At 61.7% G+C, this 14962-nt stretch carries 11 protein-coding genes and 1 pseudogene; 6 read left to right on the forward strand and 6 right to left on the reverse strand.

Translation table 11 applies throughout. The features are described 5' to 3' along the window. The 3 genes and pseudogenes from AC1DUB_RS25085 to AC1DUB_RS25095 form a co-directional block, all read right to left on the reverse strand. Nucleotides 1-320, reverse strand: a pseudogene (locus AC1DUB_RS25085) (TolC family outer membrane protein); the annotation flags it as partial. Nucleotides 321-788: 468 nt separating this feature from the next. Further along, on the reverse strand, nt 789-1151 hold the full coding sequence (locus AC1DUB_RS25090) for a FecR family protein (RefSeq protein WP_477731862.1): 363 nt from the start codon (nt 1149-1151) through the stop codon (nt 789-791). A 262-nt stretch (nt 1152-1413) separates the two neighbouring features. Next, complete coding sequence (locus AC1DUB_RS25095; RefSeq protein ID WP_477731863.1) at nt 1414-3570, reverse strand: cyclic nucleotide-binding domain-containing protein; 2157 nt, start codon at nt 3568-3570, stop codon at nt 1414-1416. A gap of 740 nt (nt 3571-4310) precedes the next feature. Here AC1DUB_RS25095 and AC1DUB_RS25100 point away from each other — a divergent pair. The 3 genes from AC1DUB_RS25100 to AC1DUB_RS25110 all read left to right on the forward strand — a co-directional run bounded on the left by AC1DUB_RS25100 (nt 4311) and on the right by AC1DUB_RS25110 (nt 6972). Further along, nucleotides 4311-4844 (forward strand): thioredoxin family protein, encoded by a 534-nt coding sequence (locus tag AC1DUB_RS25100; RefSeq protein WP_477731864.1) that lies wholly within the window; start codon nt 4311-4313, stop codon nt 4842-4844. 77 nt (nt 4845-4921) lie between these two features. Next, nucleotides 4922-5659, forward strand: a complete 738-nt coding sequence (locus AC1DUB_RS25105; protein WP_477731865.1) for a response regulator — start codon at nt 4922-4924, stop codon at nt 5657-5659. Continuing rightward, nucleotides 5656-6972: an ATP-binding protein gene (locus AC1DUB_RS25110; RefSeq protein ID WP_477731866.1), complete on the forward strand. Its 1317-nt coding sequence runs from the start codon at nt 5656-5658 to the stop codon at nt 6970-6972. Before AC1DUB_RS25105 ends, AC1DUB_RS25110 begins: the two co-directional genes overlap by 4 nt. 64 nt (nt 6973-7036) lie before the next feature. On the opposite strand, the gene AC1DUB_RS25115 is transcribed toward AC1DUB_RS25110, so the two are convergent. The 3 genes from AC1DUB_RS25115 to AC1DUB_RS25125 all read right to left on the reverse strand — a co-directional run bounded on the left by AC1DUB_RS25115 (nt 7037) and on the right by AC1DUB_RS25125 (nt 11556). Beyond that, on the reverse strand, nt 7037-8086 hold the full coding sequence (locus tag AC1DUB_RS25115; RefSeq protein ID WP_477731867.1) for an alpha/beta fold hydrolase: 1050 nt from the start codon (nt 8084-8086) through the stop codon (nt 7037-7039). A 379-nt stretch (nt 8087-8465) separates the two neighbouring features. After that, nucleotides 8466-10274: a cytochrome c biogenesis protein DipZ gene (locus tag AC1DUB_RS25120; protein WP_477731868.1), complete on the reverse strand. Its 1809-nt coding sequence runs from the start codon at nt 10272-10274 to the stop codon at nt 8466-8468. Nucleotides 10275-10638: 364 nt separating this feature from the next. Next, on the reverse strand, nt 10639-11556 hold the full coding sequence (locus tag AC1DUB_RS25125) for a LysR substrate-binding domain-containing protein (protein ID WP_477731869.1): 918 nt from the start codon (nt 11554-11556) through the stop codon (nt 10639-10641). A 134-nt stretch (nt 11557-11690) separates the two neighbouring features. Here AC1DUB_RS25125 and AC1DUB_RS25130 point away from each other — a divergent pair, with 134 nt between their 5' ends. The 3 genes from AC1DUB_RS25130 to AC1DUB_RS25140 all read left to right on the forward strand — a co-directional run bounded on the left by AC1DUB_RS25130 (nt 11691) and on the right by AC1DUB_RS25140 (nt 14933). Then, nucleotides 11691-12752 carry a tripartite tricarboxylate transporter substrate binding protein gene (locus AC1DUB_RS25130; RefSeq protein ID WP_477731870.1) on the forward strand — a complete coding sequence of 354 codons (1062 nt, stop codon included), beginning with the start codon at nt 11691-11693 and terminating at the stop codon, nt 12750-12752. Between the two features lie 66 nt (nt 12753-12818). Further along, on the forward strand, nt 12819-14324 hold the full coding sequence (locus AC1DUB_RS25135) for a M81 family metallopeptidase (protein ID WP_477731871.1): 1506 nt from the start codon (nt 12819-12821) through the stop codon (nt 14322-14324). Between the two features lie 150 nt (nt 14325-14474). Continuing rightward, a complete protein-coding gene (locus AC1DUB_RS25140; protein WP_477731872.1) occupies nt 14475-14933 on the forward strand; it encodes a RidA family protein in 459 nt (152 codons plus the stop codon). The last annotated feature ends 29 nt before the right edge of the window (nt 14934-14962 follow it).

The following is a 14962-nucleotide window of genomic DNA, read 5'->3' on the forward strand; positions in this document are numbered from 1 at the left end:
CAGCCCGTCAAACAGCATCTGGGGTTGAGCGTGAGCGTCGTGCCACGGAAGTTGTAACGGCCAAAGTCGGTCAATGGCGTCTCGCGGCTCTCGCGGCCGGTGCCGGCGCGCAGATCGATCTGGGGGAAATAGCCGCCGCGGGCCACGTCTCGCTCGTTGCCGGCGGCCTGGAAGCCGTGCCAGCGGGCCTGCACCTCGGGGTTGCTGACCACCGCCTTGCGTGCTGCGTCCACCATGGGCTCAGGCAATGTCTGGGCTTGCACGCCAAGACCAGCCAGTAGCGCCAGCGTGAGCAGCGAGCATTTTTTCTTCTTGACCATTCCGACCATCCCTCTGCAATGCAGTTAGTTAGCGTATTTTTATCAGTTTTTACATTATTTAACAACAGATAGTTAATTTTCACCGCTTTTCACGCGCCATTCCGAACGGCGAATCGACCTCAATGCCCGGAGTCCTGTGGGCAGCAGATCGGTCACGGGAAACCCAACCTGGTCAACGCCTCGAGTTCCAGGCGAAAGGGCTCGCGTGCGAAGCGATGCCCAAGGTCATCAGGAGGCAGGCGGCGCAAAAAACGGCGCACCGCGATCCGCACAACACGGTCACGCGGACTGCGCTGTTCTTTTTCTCGACTCGATATTCGAAGACTGTCTTGCTCTTGCGCGCCAGGCGGATCAGGCGAAAGTGCGGGGCAAGATCTCAGCAGATCTCAGTAAACCTCAGTGAATTCAGTCAAAGCGGGCTTGTGCAAGGCCACCCAACCAAGCGCCAAACCGAGGCAGGCGGTTGGTTCAAGGCACTTGTACCGTGGCAACGAACTGCGTACCTCGCACGCCGATGATGCCGGCCGGCGTCTTGACCGTCACGGCATCGGGCTTGAGCTTGGCAATCACACCCGACACATAGTTCAGGCTGCCCCTCGCCAGGCGCGTACCCAGCTTGAGCTGGCCCTGCGCAGGCGCATACAGATATTCGTCCACCGTCAGTTCGGTATCGGGGCCGAAGGACATCACGGTGTTGTCCTTGAAGGTGACCCCCAGCGTACCGGCGGGGCCCGTCTTGAGCTGGCTGCCCTGCAGAACGGGCGTGCCCAACTGCGCCGGAACGCGTTGCCCTGCCGTGGTGATCCAGGCGTCGCCCTTCACGGTTTTCACGAAACCAACAGGTTCAGTCTGGGCATGGGACAGCAACGGCGCCCAGGCGCAACCCCAAACCATAAACGCACTCAAAATGCTTCTAAGGTCATTCATTTGCATATAACTCCATCAAAAAAACCATTCTTGTTGACTTGGCTGTACTGCACAAGTCAATTTTCACGCCATTTAATGCCCGTAACTCCTTGCTTTCCTTCCGCGCATGCGCAAGGAAAACGTTTTCTCAGCCCGCCATCCCCTAATCGGCGCGCTCTCGGCCGACTCACAGCCGGGAAAAATTGCTCTGTACGCTGCTCGCCCAGCCGGAGACGGGTTCGCTGGTGCCTTCGGCCAGCAGGGCCGAGGTACTGCGTATCCGGTAAGACAGGTACTTCACAATATTGCGCATGATCTTCAGGGTGGCCTCGGGCTCCCGGCTCATCAGTGCCGCGATGGCCTGTTTGTCCAGTAACACGGCGCGCACCGGGCTATCAGCCTGCGCAGTCGCAGAGCGAGGTTTTCCGTCGATCAGGCTCATTTCACCGAGGAACTGGCCTGGCCCCAACGTGGACAGCCGGGTGGATTCATCGCCGCCCGACAAGATGCTGACATTGCCTTCTTCGAGCAGCCAGACGCCATCCGCCTCGCTGTCCTTGAAGAACAGTACTTCACCCTTGGCCACCTCACGGAATTCGCCCAGCATCAACACCTCGGTAACTTCCTCCGCAGTCAGGCCGTCCAGCAGGCTGTTTTCCGGGAGCGGTACGCAAAGCACTGCAGCCGATTTTGTGGAGAAGGCCGAAAGAACCACATCCTCACAAAGCTCCAGCCCGCGGTCCATGTCGACGCGGCGTTGAATCCCGGGTATTGCCTGCAGGGCCTCGTGCAGTTCCGGTGACCGGGTCCGGTTCATGCCCGTGAGGACAACCGTCAATTCCCGCTCCACAACAGCCCGGATGAGCCACGTCAGTGCATTCAGGCCACTGGGATCCACATCCAGAACCTGACTCACGTCGATGACAACGGCCGTTGCCTCGGGGTTCAGTTCATCGACCAATTGAGTCAGCCGGATGCTGTTGCCAAAAAACAGATGGCCATTGAGCTTCAAAATGCCCACCCGGTCGGTCGTCTGAGTCAGGAGGTTGCTTTCCTCGAAGGTCCTGACCCGCCGCGAGCGGTAGCGATCGAGATAATTCCACTTCGTGGTGAGGCTGTCGGACACACGCCGCAGAATGACCAGGCACGACAAGCCGATACCCATGAAACAGGCCCAGATCATGTTGCCGAAGTACTCCACCACTGAAATGACCACGGTGGTCCAGAAACCCAGATCGGACGTCCCTTCACGGCGCCAGTGCCGCGTGCGCACGATCTCCCATAGCCGATGAAAGAATTCATGCTCCGCCATCAGAAGGGCCTGCAGGAGCAATATGCCGGCCACCACGCCAACAGGCAAGGCCACCAGCCAATTGCCAAACGTCAGTAACAGCGCACCGGTGAACACCAGACCCGCCAGCGCAACATGCACGCCGCGCCCCCCGGCCAGCCAGCTGGAAATGCTTCGGGAATTGTGACCCGTGCAGGGCACGCCCCCCAGCAGGGCGCTGACCATGTTGGAGCCCCCCAGCACCATCAATTCGCGGTTTGGATTAATGCGGACGCCAAAGCGCTGCTCCATCTCGTTGGCGGCCGTGAAGGTTTCCAGGATCATCACCAATGCCAGGGTCATGACGCCCGGCAAGCCGATCTTGAGCAGGCGCGCGAATTCGTGCTGGGGCAGTTCAGGCCACAGCCGCACGGACATCCATGCCCAGTCGGGCGCGACCCATGTGCTGGAGGATGGAAAGGGGACCTCCAGCGGCATGGCGATGGCCAGCCCCACCGACAGGGCCGCCACCACCCCGGGGATGAACGTCAGCTTTTTCGCCCGCGCCAGCAGACGGGGCCAGACAACAAAACAGGCCACCATGCCCACGGCCGTGACAGCAGCCGTCACGCCGCTGCCCCTTATCGTCTGAATGCCCAGCATCAGCAAAAGCAGGGCGGTGCCATTGCTGATACCTGCGGTGACAGGCATGGGAATCATCTTGAAAAGATTGCCGAACTTCAGCAGCCCGCAGAGCAACACCAGAGCGCTTGCCACCAGAAACATGAGGCTGCCAGCCGCCAGCCCAATGGTTAGCTGCGCTGCCGTCAGGTGCAATTGGGGCGCATGTCCTGCCGCCTCGTCCGCTGCGATGGTCATGCTGATCACGAGCCAGACGTAGGCTGCCAGAGAGGCCATCCGGGCGCCCGGTATCACCGCGGACTGCCCCCTGAGAAGGAGGTTGATGGCGGGTATCAGGGTCGCGGTGATCACGGTTGCCCAAAAGCCCGCGGCCATGGCCTCCGGCCCCAGCATGCTCATGAAAAGCAGCACGGGGGCGACTGTGGTCGTCATGGCCCGCAGTGACGCCTGAATGCCGCCCCGCAGATCGGCGCGATTTATTTTTATCAGCTCCCGCATACCCCGCCCTCGTAGAAGTGAAACCTGTCATGAGTCCTGACAAGCACGTCGCTACCGTTCGGTCCGCATGTTTTTGGGAACATCCGGAAACTTGCGGAGTATGAAGCAAATATCGAACCAGCGCGTCCTCGGTTTGGGGGAGGCGGCGCGGGGATCTGTTCCATCGGACCCGCGCCGCCGCCCGAACGACCGCGAGGAACACGATCCACTGCTCCGGCGCTTTGAGCAGCGTCGGAATGCCACCTTCGGCGCTAGCGTGCGCTCACATCAAATCCGGTTTAAGCGCTTGATGGTGCGACATAGCCCTCGGGATACGTCGAAACCTCATGTGAAGCCGTCATCGAAGATGTGGCGCGGCGTAGCTCCGCACTTGATTGGTTTGCAGTCAATCACCCGAATTGGGCATGGGGCATGGGGCACTCGGCATCTGGCCGGTCTTCAGGCAAGACCGACCGCGAGCTGCGAAGCGACCTTTTTGTATTTCAGTGTATCGACGCAGGTCCGCGATACCCGGAATTACGCGCCGGCGCTCACAGGACACATGGGTGATACCTGACCGCCTTCCAATGCTCCATCAGGCGCGGACATCCTCCCTGCCATGACCTGTGCTCCGGTATGGCCACTCCCTTTTTCGCGTGGCGCCGCCTTTTCTCCCAACCTCAAGGACTCCGACCATGACCTCTCGCCGTCGATTTCTAGCTGCGGCTGCCGCAGCTTGTGCCACGCCATATGCTTCAGCCTTCCTTTCGCTGGGCAACACACTGGGCAACAGCCCGACCGTTGCGCCGGAGTTCACCGGCATTGATAAATGGCTGAACTCGGCGCCGCTGCGCATGGCCGATCAACAGGGCAAGGTGGTACTGATTGATTTCTGGACCTACACCTGCATCAATTGCCTGAATCACCTGCCGGCCGTGAAATCCTGGCATGAAAAATACAGGGACAAGGGCCTCGTTACCGTGGGTGTCCACACGCCCGAATTCGCGTATGAGAAGTCGACCAGGAACGTACAGTCGGCCATTGAGCGGCTGGGTATCCAGCATGCCGTGGCGCAGGACAACAGCTACGCCACGTGGAGGGCCTTCAACAATCGCTACTGGCCGGCGATCTACCTTGTCGATAAAAAAGGAAAGATCGTCTATAACCATTTCGGCGAGGGACGCTACCAGGAAACCGAAAAAATGATTCAGGCGCTGCTTGCCCAGTGAGGCCTTCTTCGCCAGACTTCGCCGAACCTGCCCGTGAGCGGCCAAATGCCAAGACCATGAATTTTCAGGACGAATCCATGCACCCAGACCATATTCTCATCGTTGACGATGACCGCGAGATCCGGGAACTGCTGGGAAGCTATCTGGAGAAAAACGGCCTGCGGGTCACCAAGGTGGAATCGGGGCGGCACATGCGCGCCGCGCTGGACGACGTCGCCGTCGACCTGATCGTGCTCGACCTGATGCTGCCCGGCGAGGATGGCCTGACATTGTGCAGAGACTTGCGCGTCGGAAAATTCAAAGCCATTCCCATTCTGATGCTCACCGCACGCAACGAGGAAGCGGACCGCATTCTCGGCCTGGAGATGGGTGCCGATGACTACCTGGCCAAGCCCTTCGCAGCGCGCGAGCTGCTGGCCCGCATTCGCGCGGTGCTGCGCCGCACACGCATGCTGCCGCCCAATCTGCAAGTCGAGGAACCATCGAACCTGCTGTCGTTCGGAGACTGGCAGCTCGACACCACCGGGCGCCATCTGCTGGACACCAGCGGAACCGTGGTGCCCCTCAGCGGCGCTGAGTACCGCCTCCTGCGCGTGTTCCTGGACCACCCGCAGCGTGTGCTCAACCGCGACCAGCTGCTGAACCTCACCCAGGGACGCGATGCCGAGCTGTTTGAGCGCTCCATTGACCTGCTCGTGAGCCGCCTGCGCCAACGCCTGCAGGATGTTGCGCGAGAGCCGCGTTACATCAAGACGGTGCGCAGCGAAGGCTATGTGTTCTGCGCCACCGTTCAGGCCCGGCAGGAGGAAAAATGAAAGCGCATCCGGGCACCTGGCTGCGCTGGCCAGGAAGCCTTTTTGCCCGGTTGATGCTGATCCTGTTCGTCGGGATCGTCGCCGCCCAGGCCATGTCGTATGCCCTGGTGATGTACGAGCGGGGACTGGCGGGCCGGGACATGATGCTCGGAAACCTGGAAAAGGACGTTGCCAGCTCCGTTGCCATCCTCGACCGGGTGCCCGCGGGCGAACGGGCATCCTGGCTTCCCTTGCTGGAGCGCAACAACTACCGATACCTCCTTGACGCGGGTATCACCGCGCAGGGCCCCGGCAATGAGATCGCCGAGCGGATCAGCGCTTCCATCGTCAACGCCATCGGCAGTCGATACAAGGTCACCGTCAATGCCATTCCCGGCGATCCGAAGCATGTGCAAGTGCATTTGCTGCTGGGCGATGGCGCCCCGCTGACCATTGATCTGAAGGCCGCGGGCATGCCCGTGTCGCAATGGCTGCCCACACTGCAGCTCCTCCAGCTGGCGCTGCTCGCCATCTGCGCCTTCTTTGCGGTACGGGTGGCCACCCAGCCGTTAAGGCGACTTGCAAATGCCGCAGATGCATTGGGACCTGATCTCAAGGGGACGATATTGCCTGAAGATGGGCCGACGGAGGTGGCGCGCGCGTCCACGGCGTTCAACGCCATGCAAAAACGGATCGCGGGCTACCTGAAGGAGCGGACCCAGATCCTGGCTGCGATTTCCCACGACCTGCAAACCCCCATCACCCGCATGCGGCTGCGTACGGACCTGATGGACGACGAAGAACAGCGGGGCAAACTGCAGCGCGACCTCGATGAAATGGTGGCCTTGGTGAGGGAGGCGCTGACCTATGCCCGCAGCCTGCATGGCGCCGACGAGACCCCCTGCCGGATTGACCTCGATGCCCTGCTGGACAGCCTTCGCTGCGACTACGAGGACGCGGGACAGTCCATCAGGGTGCTTGGGCAGATCGGACACCCCGTCATCAGCCGGCCGTTGGCGATACGGCGCATCATGACCAACTTGACCGACAACGCACTCAAGTTTGGTCACGACGTGGAGCTGACGGTGCAAGCCACTCCCGGCGCAGAAATCGAGATCTGTGTGCTGGACCGGGGACCCGGCATTCCTGAATCCGAACTGGATGCCGTCCTGCAGCCGTTCTACCGCCTGGAAAGCTCCAGAAACCGAACGACCGGAGGCACCGGCCTGGGCCTGGCCATCGCGCAGCAGCTGGCATCCTCCATCGGCGCCCGTCTCAGTCTGTCAAACCGGCCTGGTGGCGGCCTGGCGGCCCGGCTGGTATTGCCGTCCTGAAATCCCAAGCGCTGGCCTGCCCGATCAACATGGGCAGGCCAGGTCCGTGACGGGCCGGCTTCGCTCAGCGAGGTGCGGACGCCAGCTTCCAGACGGCATCGGCAAATGCCTGCGGTGCTTCCTGCGGCACGTTATGGCCAGCATTCACGATCAGATGCGTTCGCGGGCCGGTGAACTTCGAGGCGTAGGCCTTTCCATCCGTGGCCGGCACGACACCGTCCGAGTCGCCATCCATGGTGATCGTGGGAACCGTTATCACCGGCAGCGTGGCAAGCCGCTTCTCCCACTCGGCGTACTTCGGAAAGCCGTCCGCGAGGCTCAGGCGCCAGCGGTAGTTGTGAATCACGATGTTCACGTAGTCCGGATTGTCGAACGACGCGGCGCTGCGTTCGAAGGTGGCCTCGTCATGGTTCCACTTCGGGGAATTCGTCTTCCACAAAATTCTTGCAATATCGCGTCGGTTCGCCTCGAGGCCCTCTCGACCCCGTTCGGTGGCGAAGTAGTACTGGTACCACCAGCCATGCTCCGCCTTTGCGGGCAGGGGATGCTTGTTGGCCGGAAGGTTCGTCATGATGTAGCCGTTGACCGAAAGAAGCCCCAGGCATCGCTCCGGCCACAGCGCCGCGATGATGCAGGCCGTGCGGGCGCCCCAGTCGTAACCGACCATCACGGCGCGGTCGATCTTGAGGGCATCGAGCAAAGCGATCTGATCCAGCGCCACGGCGGACTGCTGGGCGGAGCGCGGGTTCGCGCTGTCGAGGAAGCGGGTGGTGCCGTGTCCGCGCAGATGCGGCACGATCACGCGGCACCCGCGAGCCGCCAGCATCGGCGCGACTTCGGCATAGCTGTGGATGTCGTAAGGGTAGCCATGCAACAACAGCACCGGAATTCCATCGGCGGGTCCGGCTTCGTAGTAGCCGACGTCCAATTCGCCCGCTCTGATTTGCTTGATGGGCTCAAGTCTCCGGACGGTTCCGGACGCTGACGCTGACACGGAAGGCGGCGCGGCGCTTTGCGCATGGGCTCCACCCATGAAAGCCATCTCGGCGGCGGCGATGCCTGCTGCGGCACTTCCCAGGAAATATCGGCGTTGACGATTCACTTCTTCTGACATGTGGGTTCCTTTAGACGGGTTTGAACTGAAAGCGCTGGCGGGCTGACGCCCGGTCCAGCACCCTTGCATTAGAGAAGCCGCATGTATTTGCGGTGTGTCGAGTCAGGCCCAGTCTTGTATGTCAACGTATCAGCCTTGAGGCAAATACATGACCGTACAACATGGCGTACAAAATCGTGTTCGCCGAGCCCCGCACGGTACGCGTGCCAAAGCCGCTCAGGTGTTTTTTTGGTCACGCGAGCGCCAGACAATCGCCGGCCGGGAGGCGATGCATTGGCAATTGACTGGGTTGCGCAGTTCATGCGCAAAACCGCCCAGAAAGAAGGTCATCGCAAACCATAACTTTTTCATGAAAGTAGGCCCTGAACGTTCAAGCCGCTCAGCCGAACGTGAAGGCATAGGCATGGGCGCCAGGATCAAGGAATTCGATCTCAAAGAGATGCTCACCAGCCGAAGACGGCAGCCTGACCAGCTGGTAAAGCCGATGCGCGTCGACCAGGCCTGCTCCCTCCGCATCCACATCCGTCCCGTGACCATTCAACGGCGGCTTTCCGTCGATCAGAATGCGAAAGCGCACAGGCCCTCCGCCAGCTTCCCGCCCCAGCACCAGGTGAAGGTCTCGCGCGCTGAACCGGTACGCCAGACGTGCGCCGGCGCGCGCCACGACCGCGCGTTCGGGCGCTATCGTCCACTCGCCACCCAGCGTCCATTGGTCCAACTTCAGGGTGGCTGCGGGCTGGTAACGGTGTAATCGGTCGGGTTGGATGCCGCCCGCAGGCGCGAAGTTGACCGCGCGCTCATGGCCGACATACGTCTCCCTGGACAGCACGTCGTTACCCGGTGCAGCCTGCACCCCTTCGCCTTCAACCGAAACGAGTCCGCCGGCAGCGGCAGCTTTCCCGTTCTCCGCCAGCAACTGCTGGATCACCTTCTCTGATTCCTGGTACTGCCCTTCGCCAAAAACGTGGTGGCGCACCCTGCCCTGGGCATCGACAAAATACAGCGCCGGCCACGCCTGATTCTGGAACGCGCGCCAGATGGCATGGTTGCTGTCGATGGCGACGGGATAAGTGATGTTCAAATCCTTGACGGCCTTGCGCACGTGGTCCTGATTTTTTTCAAACGCGAATTCCGGCGAATGCACGCCCACGACGACCAGGCCGGCATCCTTGTATTTGTCTGCCCATGCCCGGACATATGGCAACGTTCGCAGGCAGTTGATGCAGGAATAAGTCCAGAAGTCGACCAGGACCACCTTGCCGCGCAAGTCCTGGCTTTGCAGGGCGGGTGAATTGATCCAGCCGACCGCTCCGGCCAGCGAGGGAAACGCCCCCTCGCTCCCGCTCTCGCCCTTGGCTGCAGGCTCGCTGACGGCATCGAATTTGGCAGCAACCAAAGATGCTGTTTCGGGCGCACGGGGTTCGGCACCAAGCCCGTATTCCCCGTGCTGGCTCATGCCCTGCGGCTTCAAGGTGTCGATGAGTTTCTGCTCGATCCTGGAGGTGCTGCTCAGTGACAGCTGGCTCAACAGCCCGGTGTCCAGGCCCGTGGCGATCAGGGCCACGCCGACCAGCACCGCGGCCCCCATGCCGCGCCGTGCCCATTGGCTGACGCCTAGCGAGCGCCGCAGCAGCGCGTACACCCGCCCGCCGACCAGCAAGGACAGCGCCAGCGAGGTGGCGGCACCGCCTGCGTACGCCAGCAGCAGCAGCGACGTGCCGACGTTCGCGCCCTGAATCGCCGCACCCGTCAGGATCAGGCCCAAGACAGGCCCCGCGCACGGCGCCCAGAGCAACCCGGTGGCCGCGCCGAGCACGAGCGACGAGACGAATGCGCGATGTCCGAACGCGCCACCATCGGCTGACGTGGCGATCCGGGCGCCCAGCGCCACCAGCGGCCGTGACCACCGTTCCGCCAAGCCCGGGAACAGCATCGCCAACCCAAAGACGACAAGCAGCGCAAGCGCCGCAAGACGGCCATATTCATTGGCCTCGACAGCCCAGCCGCCGCCGACGGCAGCCAGGGTCGCCACCGCGGTAAATGCCAGGGCCATGCCCAGCAACAGGGGCAATCCGTTTTTCAGGAAGGGCTGGCCTGCGCGTGCCAGGACAAAAGGCAATACCGGAAGAATGCAGGGGCTGACAATGGTCAGGACACCGCCGACAAAGGCAAGAATCAGAAAGGTCATGGTCTGGATGGTTCAAGGATCGGGAGGAACTCGAATCGGCCGGATACCGCGTTCGACGCCAGCCCGCAATGCCAGGAAAAAGAAGACATGCACCCTGGTGCTCGAAATCCCGATGTGTTCTGCGGACATCAGCGATTGAACCGCGTGTTCGTATCCGTGCTGTGTCGCGGACACGGCCCATTGGCATGCGGCTGTATCCATGGGCGGTCCGGATACATAGGCATACAAAGAGTCAAAAGAGTCGCCAACCCCCAAGCTGTTCGCTGGGCCGGGATATGCCGTGTCTGGATATCGCTGTCGCCGTCGCTGACGCTGTCGGCGACAGCCTGTTTGCGGCGGTCCGGCATCGCCGGGCCGTCAGTGTTCAGGCGGCATCAAAGATGGAAAAGTTGCGCTGAATTTCGGTCAGCAAAGCGCTTGCCGCCACCGGCAGCGGCCGCCCCTGCCGAACAATGAGCCTCACTTGCGCCGTCTGGCAAAGCGGGTGCGCCATGCTCAGCGCCACCAGGTGCCCGGCCGCGATTTCCGACGCCGCGGCCACGCCCGCACCGATAAAAGTGACACCGTTCGTGGATCGCACGAAGCGTTTGAGCCCCACCACTGAATTGCAGCGCAACGCTGGCTGCAATTTCACGTGCTCCGCATATTCAAGCAGTTCCACCAGCCGTCCGACGCCATAACCGGGCGGCATCAATGCCAGGGGGTACTTCACGATCTGGTGGAGATGCAGCGGACTTGCAATTTGCGTCAGGGGGTGATTCGCACGGACCAGGAGTTTCAGGGGCGCCGCCGCGCTCGTCACGAAGCGAATGTTGGCATCGGCCTGAGGGTTGTAGGCCAGACCGATGTGCGCAGCGTCGTCCGCCACATCGCTCATGATCGCGTCGACCGGCATCGCGTCCAATGTGACCGAAAGTTTCGGGTGAGCGTCGCAAAAGGGCGCCAGGATCTGGTCCAGAAGGCCGTCGATAAACCCCTCGCTGGCCACCAGCCTCACAGCGCCTTCGTCCATTGAACCGATAGCGCGAAGCTTTTCGCTCAGCCGTTCCTGCTGCGCCTGGCACCCCCGCCAATATTCCAGGACGTGGGCAGCCGCATCGGTCGCAACGACCCCGCGTGCCTGCCGCTCGAAAAGCATCAGGCCAAGCTCTTCTTCCAGCAATGCAATCTGCCGCGTGATGACGGACGGCGCGGTGTTCAGGGCCTCGGCGGCTCCGCGAATCGATCCGTGGGCGAGGACCTCCTGAAAGTACTTCAACCGTTTCTGATTGATTTCACGCATTTTTCAGCCGTATGACATAAGACATGACTGTTGCTCGTTGAGCAACGATGTTGTCAGTAAATTGCTATCACTCGAACGCATCCTACATCAAATAATTTGCTCACCCCTGCCAGATTTATTTTGAAAGAAATGAAATGCCACACCGCCCCCCAGCCCAACAGCCACGCGCAGCGCTGACCATTGCGCACTCGCCCAAGCCCACCGGAAAACGGCTCGAACGCGTCCTTGCCATTGCGCTCATGGCGATTTCCATGGTTGGAGGAGCAGCCCAGGCGCAAGAGGCGTTCCCATCCAAACCGGTGACCATGATCGTTGCCTTTCCACCCGGAGGTCCTGCCGATGTGTTGGCGCGCGCCATGCAGCGCGCCATGGCCAAGACACTGGGGCAGCCGGTGATCATCGAAAACCTGCCCGGCGCGGGCGGCGCACTCGCCGTGCAACGGCTGCTAAGCCGCCCTGCCGACGGCTACACCCTGATCATGGGTTCGCCCAACGAAGCGATCCTGGCACCGCTCTCCAACGCATCGGCCAAATACAAGCCGGAAGACCTCGACCTGATTGCGCCCATCTCATCGCATCCTCTCGTGGTGATGGCCCGCACCGGCCTGCCATTCGCGTCGCTGGAAGAACTGATTGCCGCCGGCAAGAAACCCGGCAGCCAGAGCGTGACCTTCGGAAGCCCGGGCCACGGGTCGATGTACCACATCGTTTCCGAATACATGGCCCAGACCACCGGTGCGAAATTGCTGCATGTGCCCTACAAGGGCGCCACTCCGATGATGCAGGACCTGATGGGTCAGCAGATCGACATCACCATTCTTCCCAACCTCGGTTCATCGACCCAACTGCTCGAGAACCACAAGATCAAGGCGCTGAACATTCTGGACAACAAGCGCATGCGCACCCTTGCGGACGTGCCGGCGATTTCCGAAACCAGAATTGACCACAAGGAAGAGCTGGTGCATTCGATATGGCTCGCGGTCATGACCAAGACCGGCGTTCCCGCCGATCGCGCGCGGCTGTTGCTGGAGGCATCCCAGCAAGGCATTCAATCGCCGGAAATCGCCAAGGTGCTGGAGCCTTCCGGCAGCTCGCCCATGGGCCCTCAGTCGCTGCCGGTCTCCGCAAAATTCTATGCCAGCGAAATCGACAAGTTCAAAAAAATGGCGCGCTCCATCAAGCTGACGCCGCAATGAGCATCCAGCGCCCGGTGCTTCCGCGCCTCGTCGCAGTTTCGACAAAAACCTAACCGAAAGCTTCCCTTGAACATCCTCGTTGCCGGTTTCCAGCATGAAACCAACACCTTCGCGCCGACCATGGCCACCTACAACAGCTTTGTGAATGGAGAAGACTTTCCGGGCCTGGCTCGCGGCAATGAGATCTTCGGCCTGCTGAACGTCAACATCCCGATCAGCGGCTTCATCAAATGTGTGCGCGAGCATGGCCACAGCGTCACCCCCGTCATCTGGGCGGGCGCCGGTGCATCGGCCCATGTCACCACCGATGCCTACGAGCGCATCGCCGGGGAAATCGTCGAGGCTGTCAGGACAGAATCTTTCGACGCCATCTACCTGGACCTGCATGGGGCCATGGTCACCCAACTCCTGGATGACGGGGAAGGTGAATTGCTGACCCGCGTCCGTGCAGTTGTCGGCGACGCGATGAAGATCGTTGTTTCAGTGGATTCGCATGCGAACGTCACCGAAAAAATGCTGACGCTGGCGGATGGGCTTGTCGCCTACCGGACGTATCCGCACATCGACATGGCAGACACCGGACGGCGCGCAGCACAGTTGCTGCTCCACGTGACCAGCACGACGGAGCCGGTGCACCTCGCGGTGCGGCGCCTGCCCTTTCTCATCCCCGTGAACGCCATGTCCACCATGATGCAGCCCGCGCGCGGCATGTACGACCTGCTGGAAGATCTCGAGGCCGGGGAACCGCTCTCGCTGTCGTTCACGCCTGGTTTTCCGGCCGCCGATTTTGCGGAGTGCGGCTCCGTGGTGTGGGGGTATGGGCGCGACAAGGCAGGCATTGAGCGCGACGTGGAGGCTTTGTTCTCGCGCGTGCTGCACGCCGAAGGCCAGTGGTCCGTGCAATTTGACGAGCCGGACACCGCCATTCAACGGGCCATGCAAATCGCTGCCACGGCCTCGCGGCCGGTCATCATCGCCGACACCCAGGACAACCCCGGCGTCGGCGGGGATTCGAACACCACGGGCATCCTGCGCGCCCTGCTCAAGCTCGGCGCAAAGGACGCGGCCATCGGACTGATTTGCGACCCTGCGGCTGCCGCAGCGGCCCACGCCGCGGGCGTAGGGGCACGGGTCGACATCGGCCTGGGCGGATGCCCGCAGGTTCCCGGAGACGAGCCATTGCAGGCCAGGTATGAAGTCGAGGCGCTGTCGGATGGCAGGTTTGTCTATGGCGGCCCCATGATGAACGGCAAGGAAGCTGACCTCGGCCCCATGGCATGCCTGCGGATCGATGGCGTTCGCATCGCGGTGAGCTCGGCCAAGGCGCAGCTGCTAGACCGGAACATGTACCGCACCGTCGGCATCAACCCCGAAGACATGAAGATCCTGGTGAACAAGAGTTCGGTTCATTTCCGTGCCGACTTCGCGCACATCGCGGAAGAAATTCTTGTCGTGCGCGCCCCTGGTCCGTTCATCGCCGATCCGGCGGAGCTGCCCTGGCAGCACCTCAAGGAAGGCCTGCGCACCAGTCCAGGCGGGACCGCTTTTTCTTTGGCGACTCCTGCGGCCTAGCCAGCGGGGGCGCGCTGTGCGCCTGACTTCAAGCGACGACGCGACGCGACGTGAACACTCCACGCCAAAGGGGAGCTTGATGGTTCGCTCGACCAGGGTGCCTTCGCCCGCGTGCCACAACAGACAGCCATTCTTGACGGAGAAATTCCAGTGAGCGTTTACGACAAGCTTCAATCCCTCGGCATCCCGTTGCCCGCGGCGTCGGTTCCGGCGGCGTCTTATGCGCCCTTCATGCGCAGCGGCAACCTGATCTTTCTGTCCGGCCATTTGGCCCGCCGGGATGGCCAGGTCTGGGTCGGCCGACTCGGCGCAGGCCTGTCCACGGAACAAGGTAAAGAGGCCGCCCGCGCGGTGGCCATTGATCTGATCGGCACCCTGCATGCGGCGACCGGCGATTTAAACGCGATGGTGAAGGTCGTCAAGCTGATGAGTCTCGTCAATTCGACCGCGGACTTCACCGAACAGCACCTCGTGACGAACGGGGCCAGCGACCTGCTGGCCGAGGTCTTCGGAGATCGCGGAAAGCACGCGCGCAGTGCGTTCGGCGTCGCCCAGCTCCCGCTCGGCGCCTGCGTGGAGATCGAATTGATTGCGCAAGTTGGCGAGTAGCGAGCCCGATTCGCAAGGATGGCTTTGCG

The organism is Polaromonas sp. P4_F9 (assembly GCF_056401235.1).